We start from the raw sequence: 18,197 nt of genomic DNA, 5'->3' as shown, positions 1-18,197 counted from the left end.
CGAAAGGAATGATTGTGATGGATGAAGTTGTTTTATTTAATCCTGGTGATTCAATTGGTAACTTTCACGACTATCATGAAGCCGTCCAAACGGCGCAGATCTACCAAGAACGGCACAGTCAAGATGGTCATGTGTTAGTCGTCAAGAGTGACAAAGGGGAGCCCTCCTTCGATATCTTCTTAGCGGAGCAACAGCTCGATAACGGGCAGTCTAAGTTCAAACCCGCTAAGCCTTACACGATTTCGAAAAAACTCTGACGATGCTCAATAGGCGTTGCGGTCATAACCGCAACGCCTATTTTTACGCCATAAAAAAAACGCCCACCACTGGACGTTTACCGATGCTAACTGATGCCCCGAGCAGGATTCGAACCTGTACTTGGTCACCCAAACAGCGACCTGAACGCTGCGCGTCTGCCAGTTCCGCCATCGGGGCATTTCTTAACAACAAATAATATCTTACACTATCCCGTTAAAAAAGGGAACCCTTATTTCGAATTTTTTTGCTCCGGAAACTTAATCGCCGTTCCGTAGCCGTGGACCACCAGAAACTTCGGCGCCACGTTCATCTGCACGACCTCCGTGTTGAACCGGACCTCGATCAAGCCATCAGCACCGGCAGTCTGTGCCTGCTGCATCAGTTGCTGCTTAACCTCGTCGAACAAAACATCAAACCGTTCAAATTCATCAGGCTTTTCCGAGCGTAACATGTCGTGGGCCGTCGCCGTCAAGATTCCCTGAATTGCGTGTGCGCGGTTCAGCCCGCCAGTCGTCATAAACATTGGTCAATTCCCCCATTTAACGTCCTTTTTCTCTATACTGAACTACCGCTTCGGGCTTGTCAATCGCCAGTGACCGTACCGAGCTACTAACGCACAGGCGCAAGCGCCTAAGACTACCCCCGTCCAGTTCGTCAAGACGTCGTTGATATCGACCCACCGGCCCAGCGCCACGAACGCGTTGCCGATGGCCTGCCCTCCTTCTAAGGTCAGTCCCGTAAGCAACCCCGCGCCGATCACTTGCGACCAGCGCAAATGAGGCCAATTCCACTTCAGTAAAACCCCTTGGGGGAAAGTCATCACCACGTTCAACCAGAAGGACGTATCGATACTAGCGGGCTCTAGGGGAATTAAGACCCAGACGCCACCGCCCCATTGACTGGTGGTAATCTTCCCGAGACTCTCACTCCCGAAAGAAAAGGCCACCGGGGTCCAGGTCAGCGCACTGAGGCCCCAGCACCCTAGCCACCACAGGACCCGCCGCCAGTTACGAGCTCGCCAATTTTTCACCACTAAGACTAGCCACCCGCAACTAACCAGCATAAAAGGGACCCATCTTATCATTCTCTCACACCCTCTCAGTAGCCCCCAGTATACCGCAGGAGTCTGGTCGAAAAAAGATGTTCTCTCCCCAACGGCGCCTCACTGACCAAACGCTTTCGTCCGGATTATCATCAGTCGGCCCCCGTCATCAGGGGCATGAGCAATCTATCGTTTGACCGGTTAGGGGATATTTGTATTTAAGGTATGAACTACTAGGACGATCAGTTTCTACTACTTTTTCGGTCTCTTCAGGATCGTCCTGTGGGAATCTCCCCTACTATTTAGTTTGCGTCAGTCCCGATTTTACGGGCACCAATCGGTATTGGCCACAAAAATAAGTCAAATTATCAATAATTAGTCGACTTATCGTTCACCCTAGTTTATAATCAGGATGATGTTACGGAATCTTAAAAATGTGAGCTCTTATTTTTCACAAGCCGTGATCACTTTTCCTTGCTAATGGCAATTAAATTGTATACAATACTATTGAATTCGAAATAAAAGGAGGCCTTGGACATGGCTAAAGTCCCACCAGTACTTTTGGATGAACAACTGTGTTTTTCCATCTACTCTGCCAGTAAAAAATTTAATCACTTCTATCAAAGTGCCTTGGCACCTTTTGGACTGACCTATCCCCAATACATCGCGCTGCTTGCGCTCTGGGAAGATGCCCCATTGACGGTCCACCAATTAGGTGATCGCCTGGAACTCGATAGTGGCACGTTAACCCCCCTGTTGAAGCGGCTTGAAAAGCAGGGTTGGGTCACACGGGTCCGGAGTCGTACCGACGAACGGCAGGTCCTGATTCACCTGACGTCCATGGCAACGGCCAAGCGCGACGAAGTCTACCAACGCATCGGACAATGCCAGACCATGTTGGGCATGTCCGACCACGAGATTCAAACCCTGATGACGGATCTCATCACGGTCAAGAACCAACTCGACCACGTAAGTGACAATCAACTGATCGACAAACAAACGACACACTAAATGCTAGCCTGACCCATCGACGGATGAGTTTGGCTAGCATTTTTAATCCTCATAAACATCTTAAGATCAACTCTGTAAAGCCAAACAGCTGTGATCGTCATCCGCCTTACCGGACGGCCAGACCAGGCTGGGACCCCGTGTAACCATAGTGTTCACCATTAGGCCACGGTATCCAGGCATATTATTGACGACTATTATCAATGAAAAAACCTCATCCTAAACAGGATAAGGTCACAGTGGTCGTTTGTGTGAATCAGACCGTCAAGCGTTTGTAATCATGGTACAAACCAACCAAGCATCTGATGATGGATACACTTGATTCGAGACCCGGTCTGATTATTTGGTTTTAACAGTCCCCCGTGTTGATATTTCCAATTTCGGACGTCAGGAAACACCGTTTTTGATACGCTCAATTTAGCCGTGAGGTTGGGTCTGAAGAGGCTCAGTGGTGTCGTTTGGGTTAGTCAGCGTTCTGAGCTGGCTTACCCAAAGGCCAATCTTGAAGACCGCTCTTTGGCTTCAAGTTGTGCCCACCACGCTCCAGCCTCTTCAGGCCCAACCGGTAAGGCGGATGAAGGCCACTACCGGTAAGGCGGATGAAGGCCACTACCGGTAATCATCAGTCACGGCGGCCCTTGAGCGAATCCACCGATAAGCACCGGTACGCCTAGAGCGTTAAGACCAATAATCCCATCGCTAGCAGGTTGTTGAAGCCGTGCAGAACGATGGTCGCCTGAATCTTCCCCGTCCGTTGGTAGACGTAGGCGAACGTGCCCCCCATGACCGCGTACAGGAGACCGCTGACCCAAGTGGTACTCAAGTGAACCAGTGAAAAAGCAATCGCGCTGGCCAGGATTGGTAGCCAACGGCCCATGCCACTTAGACACCCGTCCATCAAGATGCCCCGGAAGGTGAACTCTTCTAGAAACGGTGACGCACAGATCGCCGTGATGGCCATCAGGACCATGACCCAGGGACTCTGCCCCATCAAAGTCGCGATGGCGCGGTTATTCGCCGTGGTGGTCTGGTGTGCTAGGACCATGTTCAAGTAGTTCAAGCCTTCTTCGGCTACCAGCATCGCTAAGTAGGCCCCGACCATTAGCTTCCAATCCTGGCGGGTCAACCGCCGGTAATGGTAGGTCCGCCAGAGCTTGCGGTACCGCCAAGCGGCCAACCCAACGGCGATGCCGAAGCCGCCCAGGTAGATGATTGCCCAGACCAACTGGTGGCCCGTCGTTCCGTGACTCAGTTGTACCAAGGGCAATTGCACTAAGTTCGCTAAGATAACCAACAAAATCACCCATAACCAGTTCCGCGCATTGGCGGGACGCTTTTCGTTTTGCATACAAACAACGACCCCTTCTAAAAAATTTAGCAAAAAAACTTTTCTTAATTATAGATTTTTTTATACTATTGCGGTACTATGAGGTTGCGGATAAGTTTGAACCAACTTTCAACTTAGCCGTGAGGATTCTGTCCTCATTCAACAGACAGATTTCATTTTACTCCCCCAAAGTAGATGAAATTTCTACAACATAATCCCCCAATTATGTTGTAACCTTACTCTTTGGCCATTGCGATTTATCGCGATGGCTTTTTTAATGCCCTGAATCATCATCTGACTCATCGAACGACGGGCGGGGCCAAAGCACCCAATACAGGGCAAAGCTCAAGAGGGTCCCGACCACTAGTCCTCCGAAGGCCAAGAGCCACTTGGCCCAACCAACTAAGGCCCAGGCTAAGATGGCCCAGACGGTTCCCCCCACCACCATAGCGGGTAAACTGACGATTAACAGACCAGCAAGAATCTTCACGTACACCCAGCTCCCTTCTTGTAGGACTTTGTCTCAAATCTTACCATATCTGACAGAGAAATCCGGGTGAAAAGGTGAAATCTTTTTTGAAAACGATTACAATAAGGGTGGTTGGTATTACCAAATCTTTTGAAGGAGTGACATCTATGGCAAGTGTTTTCGTAACGGCTGCAATTCCAGAATCAGCCCTGAATATCCTGCAAAAGGCCGGGTTAGACGTCGACAGTTATACCGGCGACGCGTTAATCACCAAGGACGAATTACTTAAGCGTATCGTAGGCAAGGATTACTTAATCACGCCCCTTTCCACTCAGGTTGACCAAGACGTAATCGACGCCGATCCGCAGTTAAAGCTCATCGCCAACTACGGCGCCGGCTTCAACAACATTGACGTGGCTTACGCCCGGCAAAAGAACATCCCCGTCACCAATACGCCCAAGGTCTCCACGACCTCAACGGCGGAAGTCACCACGGGCCTGATCATTACCCTGGCGCACCGGATGGTCGAAGGCGACAAGTTGATGCGTACCAAAGGCTTTGCCGGCTGGGCACCCCTGTTCTTCTTGGGTCACGAACTCGCTGGCAAGACCCTAGGAATCCTGGGAATGGGTCAGATTGGGCAGGCCGTTGCCAAGCGGATGGCTGCCTTCGACATGCACATCATCTACACCCAGCGGAAGCCATTGGATGCCGCCACAGAGGGCCAACTCAACGCAACTTACGTGACGCTGGATGAATTATTGGCACAAAGTGACGTCCTGACGATTCACGCACCATTGACGGATGAGACTCACCACCTGTTAGGCGCCCCTGAATTCAAGAAGATGAAGGACTCCGCCTACCTGATCAACGCCGCTCGGGGCCCAGTCATCGACGAGGCCGCCCTCTTAGACGCACTGCACGCTCACCAATTAGCCGGTGCAGCCCTGGACGTTTACGAAGCCGAACCACACGTTGACGACGGCTTCAAAGCCTTGGACAACGTCATCTTGACGCCGCACGTGGGGAACGCCACGGTCGAGGCCAGAGACGCAATGGCGGAGATCGTCGCTAAGAACGCCGTCAGAGTCGCTCAAGGCGAAGAACCATTGCACGTGGTCAACTAAACCACCTGCGTTAAAATCACCAATGTATCCACAAACAGCTTTTCGACTGGCCAACCGGCACTCGAAAAGCTGTTTTTTTATCGGCCTCAGTTGACACGTGATTGGTCAGTATGACCGTCGTCAACCCTCTAAAATTGCAACCGATTGCAATTGCGAGATATAAGCATTGACAGCGCTCTTATTTTTGTTAGAATTAAGGGGAATTAATTGTTATTTGGGCGATAGGCGCTTAAGCTAAATGGTGAGGACTCATCAATAATCTAGTGAAAGGAAGCCATTTTTTGAAAATCATCACCCTGCATGTGTTAGACGACTCGTTAAAGGTCAGTTACGCGCCCGACGCCCAGACCCCCCCGCAACGGCAGTTCATCATTGCCTATAATGCGGATCAGACCATCGGCGAAAACCTGGAAAATCTCCGAGTCAAGTTGGTCGGGTTAGACGTCGACGCCGCAATCGTCGATAATGCGCTGAGTTACCCGTTCTCCGACACCGTGGTCGGCATCAACCACCAACGGATCGATATCGGGTTAGCCATCACTAACATGCTGAACATCCCCGTGGTCAGTCAACAGACGGTCGCCCAGCACGGCCTGGCCCAAGCCTTGGCCGATAAACGCGACTATCTGGCTTGGCACCTCGATTACTACGGCCAATATCAAGGCAAGCGGAATTACGGTCAAGAAGCCATGCTGACAGTTGGCAACGGTTTCTTCGGCCTACGGGGAGCTTATCCGGAAGCCCACGCTAACGCGGACAACTACCCGGGGATGTATACCGCCGGGCTCTATGACCAACTGACCACCAACCTTAACGGGCGAGCGGTCATCAACGAAGACTTGGTCAAACTACCGAACGCTCAGGCGTTGACCTTCGGGGTCGATCATCAGAACCCGTTTCAGATCAAGGCCAGCGACATTCAAGACATCTACCGTAGCTTGAACCTGCACAACGGGACCTTGACCACGACCATGCTGGTCCAGTTGCCGACCGGACATATGTTGCGGCTGACTAGCACCAAGCTGGCCAACTTCAAAGACTGGCACCGCTTCGCCATTCGCTACCAGATTACTCCGCTAAACTTTGCAGGCAGTCTCCAAGTCTATTCGATGATCGATGGCAACGTCCGTAACGCTAACGTCGACCGTTATCAGGCTTTCGACCAGCGTCACCTGCGGATCACCGGAATGAGCCAACAGACTGATAGCGTCTTCTTAGAAGCCCAGACCCGGACTTCTCAGGTCAAATTGGTCTTAGGCTCCCACTTAACGGGCCCCGGCAAAGCCCTGACCGCTCCGGATGACCAATCGCCCCAAGCCCAAAAGCAGGCGCGACAGATGCGGTCCGTTCAAGTCGTGCCCCAACAGACCTATACCTTTGAGAAGAACGTGGTCCTCTTCACGGACCGTGAGACCACCACGCCCTTACTGGCGACTGCGACCCAAGAACTCGCTCACGCCAGCTTCGCCGACACGCTCACCAGCAGTCAAGCTTACTGGCAACGTCGGTGGGCTGATGCGGACATTCAGATCACGGGCGATGTGACCGCACAGAAGCTGACGCGGGTCAACCTCTACCACCTCTTCACCGCAACGCAAGCCATCGCGTCTGGCAAGATCGATGCTTCCGTGAACGCCCGGGGACTCGACGGAGAAGCCTACCGGGGGCACGTCTTCTGGGACGAGATGTTCGATTTACCAGTCTACGCCCTCCACGACCCGCAGTTGGCCCGGCAACTCCTGATGTACCGTTACCGGCGGCTACCAGCTGCTAAGGCCAACGCGAAGGCCGCGGGCTTTGCCGGGGCCATGTACCCTTGGCAATCGGGGCAAGTCGGTGACGAGCAGTCCCAAGTCACCCACCTGAATCCCTTGACCAACACCTGGGATCCCGATTATTCATCCCTTCAACGGCACGTCTCTCTGGCCATTGCCTATAACGTGATCATGTACGTTCGGCTGACTGGCGACCAGGACTTCATGGACCACTACGGGTTGGAAATGCTAGAAGAGATCGCCCAATTCTGGTTGAGTAAGGCCCATCGCGACCAGTCTGGCCGGTACACGATCGATCACGTCATGGGTCCAGATGAATTTCACGAAAACTACCCTAACGCCGACACTCAGGGCCTGGCCAACAACGCTTACACCAACCTGATGGTGGCCTGGCTATTCGGCCAATTGGACCAAGTCCTAGACGCGACTAAGCCAGCGACCAAACGCGACGTGGCGGATAAGACCCACTTCACAGCGGCGACCCGCACCCAACTAACGGATGTCCAACACCACCTGAAGCTGGACATCAACGACGACGGGATTATCGGCCAGTTCGAGGGGTACTTCAAGCTCCCCGCCCTGGACTTCGAGAAATATCACAAGAAGTACGGCGATATCTCCCGAATGGATCGTATTTTAAAATCCGAAGGTAAGACTCCTGACGCCTACCAAGTCGCCAAGCAAGCCGACACCCTGATGCCCTTCTACAATCTCGATAAGGCGCAAGTCTTGCAGTTGCTGGACCAACTCGGTTATCACCTTTCCGCAGACCAGCTGGCTAAGAACCTGCAGTTCTACCTCGACCGCACGACGCACGGATCGACCTTATCGCGTATCGTGTACGCGGCGTTAACGGCCATGGCGGGTCACCTGGACCAGTCTTGGCGACTCTACTCGCAGGCCCTGTTCTCAGACTACTACGACATTCAAGGCGGGACTACCGCCGAAGGTATCCACTTAGGGGTGATGGGCGCGGTCACCCTGATGGCGACCCGGACCTACGCCGGAGTCGATAGTCTGGCCCCTCAGATCACCGTTGACCCCCACCTGCCTCAAGCCTGGCAGGCCCTACACTTCGGGCAGACGATTCGGGGGATTCGCTACACCTTTACGATTGACCACCACCAGATTCAAGTTACGGCAGACCACGCCGCGACCCTTCAAATTCTGCACAAACCGGTTGCGCTGAAAGCTCATCAACCCGTTAAAATCAACTACTAAATAACCACTAGGAGTGTTCTAAGATGACAAAATTTTCTGAGATTAAAGGATTCGTTTTCGACCTGGACGGGGTCATCACCGATACCTCCGTCCTGCACGGGACGGCTTGGCACCAATTGGCTGATTCCCTAGGCGTCACCTGGACTAAGGAACTCGGCGACGGCCTGAAAGGAATCAGCCGGATGGATTCCCTGGAAATGATTTTAAAGGCCGGAGGGTTAGAGAATCAGTACACCCAAGACCAAAAGGTGGCCTTGGCAACGCAGAAGAACACCAACTACGTGGCCGAAGTCGACAAGATGACGCCCGCGAACATTCTTCCTGGGATGCAGGCCTTCTTGGACGACCTGCGAGCTCACGGCTACCTGTTATCCCTGGCTTCCGCTTCCAAGAACGCGCCACGGGTCTTGAACAAGTTGCAGCTGACCGACTACTTCCCTAAAATTGTGGATCCAGCCAGCCTCAAGCATGGCAAGCCGGACCCTGAGATTTACACCAAAGGCGCGGCTTTACTGAACTTAGACCCTGCCCAATGCATCGGCCTAGAAGATGCTGCTGCGGGTGTCCAAGCCATTAACGGCGCTGGGGAAACGTCCCTGGGAATTGGCGATGCAACCGAATTAGGTGCTGCCGACATGGTCTTCGCCGATACCACTGCGGTCACCCTGGAGAATATCCAAGCCCACATGGCTTAGCGCCTGGCTGTCAATTAACGGCCAACTAAACCTCAGATGAACCAAAAAACCTCGCTGAATTGGGCGAGGTTTTTATGTCGTTTGCATCATCTTAAGCAATTAAGTTAAAGTGGCGTAACCCTTGCACGATACCATCCGTGGTATTGGTGGTCGTAACGTAGGCGGCCTGCGCCTTCACTTCCGGGAGGCCGTTCCCCATCGCAACGGGCACATCCACTTGGTCGAACATCTGGAGATCGTTTAAGCCATCCCCAAAGGCGTAGGTCTTGGCATGGGTCAACCCGGCCTCTTGTAAGAAGGTCTGAATCCCCGTCTGCTTGCTGACGCCCGTGACCATGGTATCTAGGGCCCGTGGGTTATTCCGGACAAAGCTCAGCTTGCCGGCAAACTCCTGGTTGTACAAGTCGCCCTTGTCCCGGTTAAACACGTTCAAGAAGTTAATGGCGTGGTGCTGGTACCACGTTGGGTCCACCACCGCGTTCAACCGCAACAGCTTAAAGTTGTCTTGGGTATCCTGATTGGCTTGGCTTAGCCGAAAGCCCTGGGCGTTAAAGTACCCTACCGGATCACCCTGCTGGTGGGCAAAGGCCGTTAAGTCGGCCAAGACGGTTGCCGGAATGACCGCTGCGGAGAGCTTACGGCCCTGATACTGCACGTAACTGCCGTTAGCGCTGACCACGTTATCGATGCCGGTAGCATCCAAAACATCCTGAATTTCGAAGATATTCCGACCGGTAGCAATCACTGGGAGGACGCCGCGCTTGCGCATCTCCTGAATGGCCGCAATGCTAGCGGGCAACACATGCTTCTGGTCATCGAATAACGTGCCGTCTAAATCAAAAAAAACAACTGATTTTTCCATACAATCAATACTCCTCTTAATCCAGTCTTATCAACACTTCCATTATACAACACTAGCCAAAGTTCGAGGTTTGCCCCAAAGTTTTCCGTGAATGAAGATGTAGTGGTCCCGGATTTTATGGTACACTATTGGTTGTATTTTTAATAAAAGAGGGGCTATCATGGTGATTATTACAGCAGGAATGATTGGGGTCGGTAAGACGACCCTTACAGGCAAGATTGCGGCACACTTGAATACACAGGCATTTTTTGAACCAGTCGGTGATAACCCGGTGTTACCACTCTACTACCGGAACCCAAAGCAATATGGCTTCTTGCTGCAGATTTACTTTCTCAACAAGCGGTTTAGTATGATCAAGAAGGCGTTGGCGGACGACAATAACGTCTTGGACCGTTCAATCTACGAAGATGCGCTCTTCACGCGCGAGAACAACGCCGAAGGGAACATCACGGATACGGAATTGGGCGTCTACTTAAACCTCTTGGATAACATGATGAATGAACTCCAAGAACTCCCTAAGAAGGCCCCTGACCTGTTAGTCTACGCTGACGCAGACTTCGATACGATCCTTCACCGGATCAAGAAGCGTGGTCGGGACTACGAACAATTCGAAAACAATCCTGAATTGGAAGCCTACTACAAGAAGATGTGGACGGCTTACAAGGGATGGTACGACGACTACGATGTAAGTCCTAAGATCAAGATCGACTTACAGAAGTACGACTTAGACCAACCGGGCAACATCGACATCGTCTTAGGCCAGATTGACGACGCCTTAAAGGCCATCCGGACGCCTGTTCAATAAAGAACAAAATAGCCATCAAAAAAGCGACACACGGGGTCAACTGACCTCATGTGTCGCTTTTGAATTGCCCGTTAATGGCCGGCCGTCTCAGACGGGAGAATAATAATCTGACTATCGCCGTCGTCGTAGGCGAGGACCGTCTTAGGTAAATTACCGGAGTATGCAAAGTTCGTGTCAAAGGCAGCGCCCAGACTCGCATCCTCATTATCGGTCTGGACGTACTCGAACGTCGTCTGGCCTTGATTGTTGTGGAGCCTAAACGTTAATAAGTTCTCCAAGGGAAAGACCCCCTGCAGATCATCGTCAATGATCTCCCAAACGGCATCAATCATGTCGCCTGGCAGAACCGCCACGGTGCCATAACTTGCATATCGCGCATGATGACTTTCAAACATTTTCTCGCCTCCACTCGCGTCTAATTACCTCTTAATTATACCGTAAATGTACCGCGAACGGGAGCAATTACCCCTGATGACCCGTAACCGACCGGGTACTCCGCCGGTCCAAGAAGTTGACCAAGTAAGACACCACGATCAGTAAGGCACCCGCGATAAAGATGGCGTGAAGCCCCTGGTACAGGATGCCGTGCAACGTCGGTAACAGCTGAGCCGATAACTGCTTAGCCGTCTGGGGATTGATCAGTTGGTTCATCATGGCCATCGACGTTCCCGGATGACTGGCAACACCCCGGGTCATCGCCACATTCATGATGATTCCCAACAAGGAAACCATAATGGTCTGGCCTAGAGTTCGCGATAAGGTGTTAAATGAGGTGGCGACCCCCACCTCATCCACTGGGACGGCACTCTGGACCGTAACCGTAGTGGTGGTAATGGTGATCCCAAAACCGGTCCCACAGACGGCCGCAATCACGAAGAAACTCCAGAAAGGTGCCGAGGCTGGTAAGAGAGCCATAGTGACGGCCCCAACCAAGATGATGGTCAGACTCAGGTTAATAATCTGGTACGGCGAATGTTTTAACATCAACTTACCCGCAATAAACGACCCCACAATCCACATCAACGAACTGGGCGTGATGGCAAACCCGGCTTGGGACGCCAGCAACCCTAACAACCCCTGCGTCCAGGTCGGCAGGTAAACTTCAAAGCCCATAATGAACCCGCTGACCAACGCGGCAATGAGATTCTGTACCACAAAGGTCCGGTCTTTAAACAGGGTCAACGGAATCAGAGGGTCCTGGGACCGCTTTTCCTGACGGATAAACGCCCAAAAGGCCGCAATCGTGACCACCAAGCCCACTAGAACCCAGCCGAAGCCCAGTTGGCCATCCCCTAAGAGTTGGAACGTCAACATCAACGCCAGTAGACCAATCGACAACCAGAAGCTGCCCCACCAATCCATGGTAAAGTGCTTTCGCTCGGTCACTTCGTTCAAGAAGAACCAGATCAGCAGCATGGTGATAATCCCGATGGGAATGTTGATAAAGAAGATCCAATGCCAACTCAGCTGGTCCACAATGAAGCCCCCTAACAACGGGGCGACCACGGCCGCAATCCCCCAGGCAGACCCGTTCAACCCCATGACCCGAGCGCGTTGCTCAACGGGGTAGATGTCCGCTAAGATGGTGAAGGACACCGGCATAATGGCACCGGCACCAATCCCCTGCAGGGCGCGCCACGCAATCAGGGTCTCCATGCTGTGCGACAGACCGGATAGCGTGGACCCCACCACGAAGATCAAGAGGCCCACCAAAAAGACGGACTTGCGCCCGACCGTATCCGCTAACTTACCGTAGATGGGCGTTGCCAGGGCATTGGTCAACAAGAAAATCGAAAAGACCCAGTTCATCAACGCGACCCCGTGCAGGTCACCCACGATGGTGGGCATGGCCGTCGAGACGATGGTCCCTTCAATGGCCGACATGAACGTGGCGACGAAGACGGCCCCCGTCACGACCTTCACGTTAGTTTGTTGCTTACTCATGCTTTAAAATCCTCCTACCGTCGGCCCAACCACTCAACGTTTTTAAACAGCCCACTGCTGTTCCCCAAAAAATTTACTGTATTAGCGCTATTATCCAAGATTTCAGTCTAAATCTCAAGCCACCCGAACCTAAAAAATCCCACCAGTCGCGTAACCCAGACTGGCGGGACTTTCATCTGTTCACTTAATTGTTCTGGTTTAAGGCTGCCTTTAAAGCGTCGACCTTGTCGAGGTGTTCCCATGGCAAGTCAATGTCGGTCCGGCCAAAGTGACCATAGGCCGCCGTCTGCTTGTAGATGGGCCGCTTCAGGTCGAGCATCTGGATGATGCCGGCAGGCCGCAGGTCGAAGAGTTGCCGTACGGCAGCTGCCAAGGCGCTTTCCTTGACCGTTCCCGTACCAAAGGTATCGATGGAGACCGAAACGGGTTCGGCGACCCCAATCGCGTAGGCAATCTGAACTTCACACTTCTTCGCCAATTCCGCAGCGACAATGTTCTTGGCGATGTACCGGGCCGCATAACTGGCCGACCGATCCACCTTAGTGGCGTCCTTCCCGGAGAAGGCCCCACCACCATGGCGAGCTGCCCCACCGTAGGTATCCACGATGATCTTCCGTCCCGTCAAACCGGCATCCCCTTGAGGACCCCCGATGACGAACCGCCCAGTCGGGTTGATGAAGTACTTGGTCTGGTCATCCAACAACTTCGCTGGGATCACGGCCTTGATCACTTGGTCGATCACGTCTTGACGAATCTGGTCTAACGTCACATCTGGATCATGCTGGGTACTTAAGACCACCGTATCCACCCGCATAGGTTGGTCGTTGTCGTCGTATTCAACGGTAACTTCTGCCTTAGCGTCTGGCCGCAGGTACGGAATCGTTCCCGACTTCCGCAAGCTCGCAATCTTACGCATCAATGCATGACTCAGTGTGATTGGTAATGGCATGTATTCGGGCGTTTCGTCGACCGCGTACCCAAACATCAGACCTTGGTCGCCGGCACCAATCTGGTCCAGCGGGTCCGTGTCGCCATCCCGCGTTTCCAGTGAATCGTCAACCCCTTGGGCAATGTCGGGTGACTGCTCATCGATAGCAACCAATACCGCACAGGTATCGCCGTCGAAGCCAATGCTGGCATCGGTGTACCCAATCTCACGAATTGTCTGCCGAACGACCTTTTGGATGTCAACGTAGGCCTTGGTCGAAATTTCACCAAAGACCAGCACTAACCCCGTGGTCACGGACGTCTCACAAGCCACCCGTGAGTCTGGATCTTGTTCCAACATCGCGTCTAAGATGGCGTCACTGATTTGATCCGCAATCTTATCGGGATGACCTTCAGAAACGGATTCTGAAGTAAATAAATGTCTTTCTTGCAATGGATATTCCCCCTAGATATGGTGGGTGCTAAGTTGACCGATAATCTTAAGCACCGTTCGGTTACAAGGCAGCTTCACTGTGACGTGAATCCTATCGGGAATTGACTCATAACTTAAAAAGTCTAACACAAATCCGCGCAACTGACAAAGAAACCCCTAAGAAATTCACCGGATAAGTTGACCCGACCGGTCACAATTACTATGATTAAAGTTAACCTAATCTTTGTTGAAATGGAGCGATTCCATGACCGCTTTCAAGGCCTTTTTAAAAAATCGGACCGTCCAGCAACTCGTCCTCTTCACCCTATGTCAAAACCTCTTATGGTGGCTGGTCGGCTCGACCGCCGCAACTGGTCACCCCCTAGCTTGGACCGCTAAGGGCTTTTTGGGCGGTTACGGGGTTTTGCTCGCCGCCGGTTACTTCTTGATCCTACGACGCCAGTTCCAGTCCCACATCGGTCCCATCTTGGTTGTGGCGGCTGCGACGCTGGGGCTGTTAGCTGCTCCCCACGATCACTTACTTCAATTGTTCGCCGTTCTGCTGTGTATCTTTTTGGTGTTGGCCTGTATTCCACGGCTGGGACTCCAATCCGTCTACGGCCTGATCGTCTTCAGCGTTCTTGCCGGGTGTGGCGTTCCCGTCATTCTTTTCTTCCTGCGGAACCACTATCTCGCCACCCAATTTCTCATCGCATTGATTCCCATCATCGCCAGCTATGGCAACTTCTTCGCTCCCTACTACGTTCACCCGCAGGATTGGCGTTGGACCCTGGTCCCCCCCATCATCTTAATTCTGACCATCCTAGTGTTGCCCCTGACTTGGAAGACGGTTCTCGCTATTCTCCTGGTCAGCGGCTACTGGTTCTTGAACCAACATATTACTCAGCGCTACCAGCTGGTCACGGCGGGCATCGTACAACTCCTGATTGGCTTCTTGATTCTGCGCTAAGGAGCAATCGTTAAAGTTTCGCTAAGCTCCCGCTAAACGAGCCTGTTACAGACGCCTTTTATGCTAAAATAAGGCATTATTTGAACATGGAGGAACCTGAATGCCTGAAATTAAAGTGGTAGGCGATATTCGTAGTGGCAAGTATCAACCCACCCTCACCGGTAACGCTATCGTAGACGCGGCGTTAATCGACCACTTCTGTCACCAACTGGCGGCAGCCCTGCATCTTCCGAACCGTCAAGTTACCGCAGAACACCACTGGAATCAAGTCGTGGCACCTCACGTCATCTATATTATCGAAACACGAATCTGGCAGGCCAGCCTGACACCTGGGGATCACCAAAACGTGATCACGGTCCCGGCAACCGACCTGCAACGCGGTCAAATCAAAACGACGTGTGCTAAACTCGCCCCTCAGTTGACCCAGTCACCCATGCACTAATGCGACCATCCACTAACGGGATGATCGCATTTTTTGTTAGGTATAGGCTTGAACACTGAGGAAGTGATGGGCTAACCAGATCGAGTGGGGTTCCAAAAATTTCTGCAGCAGCATTAAGCCTTCGGTCCACGGAACGACCTGCTGGTGGTGGGTCACTTGATTGGTGCGCCAATACAGATGCTGGTTTTGCACCACGTAATGCCGCCGCAGTCGTAGCTTAGCCTGCGGGTAGCTGATGGTCTCCACCAGGTCCCCATTAGCAACCTGGTCTGGTTTGACCCGAAGCAACGCGTCTAGGTCCCAGCTGCGTTTACGGTGGGTCGTCTGGTCGTGAAAGGCCATCTCGTACCCAATCGTGACCGATGAACTCAAAATCACGTGCACCGTTTCAAAGAACTCCCGGCGAAAACACGCGACGTCCGTAATGTCGCCGTAGCACATGCGATTCTGGCGATAAGTCGTCAACGACATGGTGAGACTCTCCTCCGCTTGATGCAAACTGTCCTTATAGCGTTGGTTAAGTTCAAAAAACTGATCTAATAGCGCCCGTTGGTGGGCCGTAAAGGCTGGAAGTTGGGGAATTTGTAAGTTTTCAGTAGCTGTCACAGGAATGGCGCCGTGTTTTTCGGAGCTAACAATACTTGGCTCGGTCGTCATTCGGTCAAACTCAAAACGGGTTTGCATGGCAGATGACTCCTTTTTATAAGTTTAAACGAGACCAGCTTAGGTAATGACTAGCTTCCCTCGTTATGGTCATAGCATATCATAATCTCAGGATGACGCCATTAACTTTTCTAGCCGAGATCAGTGGTCTAGTTCGTGATTAAAAGTCCTAAATGCAAAGATTGCGCTTGCAGAGAAACATTTCGGCCTGTTCACCAAACATTCTGGTTTACCGCTGGTTTGTAAACTGGTTTACCAATTATAATAATGGTAATAGCAAATATTGGTCTAGCCACCACCAGCGACGCAACTTGCGTCTGAATCCCCTTTCAGGTATAGTCGAGACAGCTCTATCAAGGAGGAATGAACATGGCTACCCCAATTTTAGTCACCACTACAGAACAGATTCCTGGTAAGCATTACCAAGTCATTGGCGAAGTCTTCGGCCTGACGACCCAATCTAAGAACGTCTTACGTAACATGGGTGCGGCACTGAAGAACGTGGTCGGCGGTGAGATCCGCGACTATACCAAAATGCTCGATGAGGCCCGGAACATCGCCGTGGACCGTCTCCGACAGAACGCGGAGAAGTTAGGCGCTGATGCCGTGGTCATGATGCGGTTTGACTCCGGATCAATTGGCACGGACATGCAGTCGGTCGCCGCTTACGGAACGGCTGTTAAGTTCGTAGAGGCTGATCCCGCTCAACCACAGCAGCTGTAGCGTTTTAGTTGCCGTTAAAAGTCCCACTTGCTGATTACCTAGCAGGTGGGACTTTTTAGCGAGACCGGTGTTATTACAGAACTTGATCAGAAGTCCCCATCATCGTAGTCTGTCTGTTAGACACTTATTGGAGAAAACGACGACGTCTATGTGGCAATTATGCCCGGAGAACAGCGGTACTGGAACTGTTAAGCTCTTCATCACGGGTCTCCCCTATCCTTACTACAATCCGATAGTCATCGTCTAACGGGGATTAACGGCCGTTTAAACCGTTGTTCCCTAACGGGCGAATGGATTTAAAAAGTGAGACTACTTTTGCTACCCCAAAATCAAAAGGTAGCATAAAAGGTAGCAAACTTTTACAAAAATATGTATGAATATATATTTGATGGCATAACAAAAGAGCAGGAACGTTGATATGTCAACGTTTCTGCTCTTTTAAATCGAACTATAATGTTGCTTGATACCGGAGGTGGGGTTCGAACCCACACGACCTCAACGGTCACTGGATTTTGAGTCCAGCGCGTCTGCCAATTCCGCCACTCCGGCAAAAAATATCTGATTGGATACACCCAGTCAAAGGTGGTAATCGGATTCGAACCGACGATGAAGGTTTTGCAGACCTCTGCCTTACCACTTGGCTATACCACCATAATCGTCTATCCAATCTGACTGGAACAACCTTAAGGGGTATGCCCAATCTAGGGCGGTATGTGAGAATCGAACTCACGCGTGCCGGAACCACAATCCGGTGTGTTAACCACTTCACCAATACCGCCATAACATTACAACAGGGATAGTAGGAATTGAACCCACACCGACGGTTTTGGAGACCGTAGTTCTACCTTTAAACTATATCCCTATATGATGGAGGGGAGTGGATTCGAACCACCGAACCCGAAGGAGCGGATTTACAGTCCGCCGCGTTTAGCCAGACTTCGCTACCCCTCCATAAATGGCGCGGGACGGAATCGAACCGCCGACACATGGAGCTTCAATCCATTGCTCTACCGACTGAGCTACCGAGCCATTATTTCATCATGTAGTAATGTTGTGTATTAAATTAATAATAACATAACCACGGTCTGTACGAGACTCGAACTCGTGATCTCCTCCGTGACAGGGAGGCGTCCTAACCAACTGGACCAACAGACCATAATCAAGTGTTATGCTATTATCTTATGGAGGATACAGGGCTCGAACCTGTGACCCTCTGCTTGTAAGGCAGACGCTCTCCCAACTGAGCTAATCCTCCATGATAACAATGACCCGTACGGGATTCGAACCCATGTTACTGCCGTGAAAGGGCAGTGTCTTAAACCACTTGACCAACGGGTCATACTTTGGGAAACGGAGAGTGAGGGATTCGAACCCTCGAAACAGGTTAGTACCCGTTTACAGCATTTCCAATGCTGCTCCTTCAGCCACTCGGACAACTCTCCATCTAAAGCTCCGGCAGGCGGGCTCGAACCGTCGACAACCTGATTAACAGTCAGGTGCTCTACC

19 protein-coding genes, 11 tRNA genes and 1 riboswitch are annotated in these 18,197 nt (G+C 51.9%); of the genes, 10 read left to right on the top strand and 20 right to left on the bottom strand.

Annotated elements, in window-relative coordinates:
• Positions 1-17: 17 nt before the first annotated feature.
• Entirely contained in the window at positions 18-257 is a 240-nt protein-coding gene (locus FD30_RS07675; RefSeq protein WP_024746016.1) for a hypothetical protein, read from the top strand.
• A 94-nt stretch (positions 258-351) separates the two neighbouring features.
• Here FD30_RS07675 and FD30_RS07670 read toward each other — a convergent pair.
• From FD30_RS07670 to FD30_RS07660, 3 genes are all read right to left on the bottom strand, one after another.
• A tRNA-Leu gene (locus FD30_RS07670) sits at positions 352-435 on the bottom strand.
• 52 nt (positions 436-487) lie between these two features.
• The gene (locus tag FD30_RS07665) at positions 488-781 is read right to left on the bottom strand and encodes a heavy metal-binding domain-containing protein (protein ID WP_056944539.1); all 294 of its coding nucleotides are present in this window, start codon (positions 779-781) and stop codon (positions 488-490) included.
• 42 nt (positions 782-823) lie between these two features.
• Complete coding sequence (locus FD30_RS07660; RefSeq protein ID WP_225426462.1) at positions 824-1,288, bottom strand: VanZ family protein; 465 nt, start codon at positions 1,286-1,288, stop codon at positions 824-826.
• 549 nt (positions 1,289-1,837) lie between these two features.
• Here FD30_RS07660 and FD30_RS07655 point away from each other — a divergent pair.
• Both FD30_RS07655 and FD30_RS11560 read left to right on the top strand, forming a co-directional pair.
• Complete coding sequence (locus tag FD30_RS07655) at positions 1,838-2,311, top strand: MarR family winged helix-turn-helix transcriptional regulator (protein ID WP_056944537.1); 474 nt, start codon at positions 1,838-1,840, stop codon at positions 2,309-2,311.
• Positions 2,312-2,759: 448 nt separating this feature from the next.
• Positions 2,760-2,927 (top strand): hypothetical protein, encoded by a 168-nt coding sequence (locus FD30_RS11560; RefSeq protein ID WP_156652557.1) that lies wholly within the window; start codon positions 2,760-2,762, stop codon positions 2,925-2,927.
• A gap of 51 nt (positions 2,928-2,978) precedes the next feature.
• On the opposite strand, the gene FD30_RS07650 is transcribed toward FD30_RS11560, so the two are convergent.
• Together FD30_RS07650 and FD30_RS07645 are read right to left on the bottom strand one after the other, a co-directional pair.
• Positions 2,979-3,656: a CPBP family intramembrane glutamic endopeptidase gene (locus FD30_RS07650; protein WP_056944536.1), complete on the bottom strand. Its 678-nt coding sequence runs from the start codon at positions 3,654-3,656 to the stop codon at positions 2,979-2,981.
• A gap of 253 nt (positions 3,657-3,909) precedes the next feature.
• On the bottom strand, positions 3,910-4,125 hold the full coding sequence (locus FD30_RS07645) for a hypothetical protein (RefSeq protein ID WP_156652556.1): 216 nt from the start codon (positions 4,123-4,125) through the stop codon (positions 3,910-3,912).
• A 146-nt stretch (positions 4,126-4,271) separates the two neighbouring features.
• On the opposite strand from FD30_RS07645, the gene FD30_RS07640 reads away from it, so the two are divergent.
• From FD30_RS07640 to pgmB, 3 genes are all read left to right on the top strand, one after another.
• Positions 4,272-5,231 carry a 2-hydroxyacid dehydrogenase family protein gene (locus tag FD30_RS07640; protein WP_056944534.1) on the top strand — a complete coding sequence of 320 codons (960 nt, stop codon included), beginning with the start codon at positions 4,272-4,274 and terminating at the stop codon, positions 5,229-5,231.
• A gap of 281 nt (positions 5,232-5,512) precedes the next feature.
• Positions 5,513-8,227 carry a glycoside hydrolase family 65 protein gene (locus FD30_RS07635; protein ID WP_056944533.1) on the top strand — a complete coding sequence of 905 codons (2,715 nt, stop codon included), beginning with the start codon at positions 5,513-5,515 and terminating at the stop codon, positions 8,225-8,227.
• 23 nt (positions 8,228-8,250) lie between these two features.
• The gene (pgmB, locus tag FD30_RS07630; protein ID WP_024746008.1) at positions 8,251-8,922 is read left to right on the top strand and encodes a beta-phosphoglucomutase; all 672 of its coding nucleotides are present in this window, start codon (positions 8,251-8,253) and stop codon (positions 8,920-8,922) included.
• A 91-nt stretch (positions 8,923-9,013) separates the two neighbouring features.
• Here pgmB and FD30_RS07625 read toward each other — a convergent pair whose 3' ends face one another.
• Positions 9,014-9,784, bottom strand: a complete 771-nt coding sequence (locus tag FD30_RS07625) for a Cof-type HAD-IIB family hydrolase (protein WP_056944532.1) — start codon at positions 9,782-9,784, stop codon at positions 9,014-9,016.
• A gap of 160 nt (positions 9,785-9,944) precedes the next feature.
• Here FD30_RS07625 and FD30_RS07620 point away from each other — a divergent pair, with 160 nt between their 5' ends.
• The gene (locus FD30_RS07620) at positions 9,945-10,589 is read left to right on the top strand and encodes a deoxynucleoside kinase (RefSeq protein ID WP_056944531.1); all 645 of its coding nucleotides are present in this window, start codon (positions 9,945-9,947) and stop codon (positions 10,587-10,589) included.
• A gap of 71 nt (positions 10,590-10,660) precedes the next feature.
• On the opposite strand, the gene FD30_RS07615 is transcribed toward FD30_RS07620, so the two are convergent.
• The 3 genes from FD30_RS07615 to metK all read right to left on the bottom strand — a co-directional run bounded on the left by FD30_RS07615 (position 10,661) and on the right by metK (position 13,914).
• Complete coding sequence (locus FD30_RS07615; protein WP_024746005.1) at positions 10,661-10,984, bottom strand: DUF960 domain-containing protein; 324 nt, start codon at positions 10,982-10,984, stop codon at positions 10,661-10,663.
• Positions 10,985-11,051: 67 nt separating this feature from the next.
• A complete protein-coding gene (locus FD30_RS07610) occupies positions 11,052-12,533 on the bottom strand; it encodes an MDR family MFS transporter (RefSeq protein ID WP_056944530.1) in 1,482 nt (493 codons plus the stop codon).
• A 184-nt stretch (positions 12,534-12,717) separates the two neighbouring features.
• Positions 12,718-13,914, bottom strand: a complete 1,197-nt coding sequence (metK, locus tag FD30_RS07605; RefSeq protein ID WP_056944529.1) for a methionine adenosyltransferase — start codon at positions 13,912-13,914, stop codon at positions 12,718-12,720.
• Positions 13,912-14,031: riboswitch (SMK box riboswitch) on the bottom strand. (Overlaps the previous gene by 3 nt.)
• A 127-nt stretch (positions 14,032-14,158) precedes the next feature.
• On the opposite strand from metK, the gene FD30_RS07600 reads away from it, so the two are divergent.
• Both FD30_RS07600 and FD30_RS07595 read left to right on the top strand, forming a co-directional pair.
• Positions 14,159-14,863 carry a hypothetical protein gene (locus tag FD30_RS07600; protein WP_056944528.1) on the top strand — a complete coding sequence of 235 codons (705 nt, stop codon included), beginning with the start codon at positions 14,159-14,161 and terminating at the stop codon, positions 14,861-14,863.
• A 100-nt stretch (positions 14,864-14,963) separates the two neighbouring features.
• Entirely contained in the window at positions 14,964-15,305 is a 342-nt protein-coding gene (locus FD30_RS07595) for a hypothetical protein (RefSeq protein WP_056944527.1), read from the top strand.
• 36 nt (positions 15,306-15,341) lie between these two features.
• Here FD30_RS07595 and FD30_RS07590 read toward each other — a convergent pair whose 3' ends face one another.
• A complete protein-coding gene (locus FD30_RS07590) occupies positions 15,342-15,989 on the bottom strand; it encodes a hypothetical protein (protein ID WP_056944526.1) in 648 nt (215 codons plus the stop codon).
• Between the two features lie 348 nt (positions 15,990-16,337).
• Between FD30_RS07590 and FD30_RS07585 the strand changes: the two genes are divergently transcribed.
• A complete protein-coding gene (locus FD30_RS07585) occupies positions 16,338-16,691 on the top strand; it encodes a heavy metal-binding domain-containing protein (protein WP_024745999.1) in 354 nt (117 codons plus the stop codon).
• 464 nt (positions 16,692-17,155) lie between these two features.
• On the opposite strand, the gene FD30_RS07580 is transcribed toward FD30_RS07585, so the two are convergent.
• From FD30_RS07580 to FD30_RS07535, 10 genes are all read right to left on the bottom strand, one after another.
• Positions 17,156-17,240 (bottom strand) — tRNA-Leu (locus FD30_RS07580).
• Positions 17,241-17,271: 31 nt separating this feature from the next.
• A tRNA-Cys gene (locus tag FD30_RS07575) sits at positions 17,272-17,342 on the bottom strand.
• Positions 17,343-17,396: 54 nt separating this feature from the next.
• Positions 17,397-17,469 (bottom strand) — tRNA-His (locus tag FD30_RS07570).
• 13 nt (positions 17,470-17,482) lie between these two features.
• A tRNA-Trp gene (locus FD30_RS07565) sits at positions 17,483-17,553 on the bottom strand.
• 6 nt (positions 17,554-17,559) lie between these two features.
• Positions 17,560-17,642 (bottom strand) — tRNA-Tyr (locus tag FD30_RS07560).
• A gap of 5 nt (positions 17,643-17,647) precedes the next feature.
• A tRNA-Phe gene (locus FD30_RS07555) sits at positions 17,648-17,720 on the bottom strand.
• 52 nt (positions 17,721-17,772) lie between these two features.
• Positions 17,773-17,846 (bottom strand) — tRNA-Asp (locus FD30_RS07550).
• A 27-nt stretch (positions 17,847-17,873) separates the two neighbouring features.
• A tRNA-Val gene (locus FD30_RS07545) sits at positions 17,874-17,946 on the bottom strand.
• A 10-nt stretch (positions 17,947-17,956) separates the two neighbouring features.
• Positions 17,957-18,029 (bottom strand) — tRNA-Glu (locus FD30_RS07540).
• A 13-nt stretch (positions 18,030-18,042) separates the two neighbouring features.
• Positions 18,043-18,133: transfer RNA gene (locus tag FD30_RS07535), tRNA-Ser, on the bottom strand.
• Positions 18,134-18,197 lie beyond the last annotated feature (64 nt).

Source organism: Levilactobacillus namurensis DSM 19117, from assembly GCF_001434785.1.
GTDB classification, from domain to species: Bacteria; Bacillota; Bacilli; order Lactobacillales; family Lactobacillaceae; genus Levilactobacillus; species Levilactobacillus namurensis.
This window is presented reverse-complemented; position numbering and strand designations above follow the sequence as displayed.

Bases quoted from the DNA above. Each gene is read 5' to 3' on its own strand.
- FD30_RS07590 (WP_056944526.1), bottom strand. From the start codon at position 15,989: ATGCAAACCCGTTTTGAGTTTGACCGAATGACGACCGAGCCAAGTATT.
- FD30_RS07665 (WP_056944539.1), bottom strand. From the start codon at position 781: ATGTTTATGACGACTGGCGGGCTGAACCGCGCACACGCAATTCAGGGA.
- FD30_RS07585 (WP_024745999.1), top strand. From the start codon at position 16,338: ATGGCTACCCCAATTTTAGTCACCACTACAGAACAGATTCCTGGTAAG.
- FD30_RS07610 (WP_056944530.1), bottom strand. From the start codon at position 12,533: ATGAGTAAGCAACAAACTAACGTGAAGGTCGTGACGGGGGCCGTCTTC.
- FD30_RS07595 (WP_056944527.1), top strand. From the start codon at position 14,964: ATGCCTGAAATTAAAGTGGTAGGCGATATTCGTAGTGGCAAGTATCAA.
- FD30_RS07615 (WP_024746005.1), bottom strand. From the start codon at position 10,984: ATGTTTGAAAGTCATCATGCGCGATATGCAAGTTATGGCACCGTGGCG.
- FD30_RS07640 (WP_056944534.1), top strand. From the start codon at position 4,272: ATGGCAAGTGTTTTCGTAACGGCTGCAATTCCAGAATCAGCCCTGAAT.
- FD30_RS07620 (WP_056944531.1), top strand. From the start codon at position 9,945: ATGGTGATTATTACAGCAGGAATGATTGGGGTCGGTAAGACGACCCTT.
- FD30_RS07625 (WP_056944532.1), bottom strand. From the start codon at position 9,784: ATGGAAAAATCAGTTGTTTTTTTTGATTTAGACGGCACGTTATTCGAT.
- pgmB (WP_024746008.1), top strand. From the start codon at position 8,251: ATGACAAAATTTTCTGAGATTAAAGGATTCGTTTTCGACCTGGACGGG.
- FD30_RS07600 (WP_056944528.1), top strand. From the start codon at position 14,159: ATGACCGCTTTCAAGGCCTTTTTAAAAAATCGGACCGTCCAGCAACTC.
- FD30_RS07655 (WP_056944537.1), top strand. From the start codon at position 1,838: ATGGCTAAAGTCCCACCAGTACTTTTGGATGAACAACTGTGTTTTTCC.
- FD30_RS07650 (WP_056944536.1), bottom strand. From the start codon at position 3,656: ATGCAAAACGAAAAGCGTCCCGCCAATGCGCGGAACTGGTTATGGGTG.
- FD30_RS07675 (WP_024746016.1), top strand. From the start codon at position 18: ATGGATGAAGTTGTTTTATTTAATCCTGGTGATTCAATTGGTAACTTT.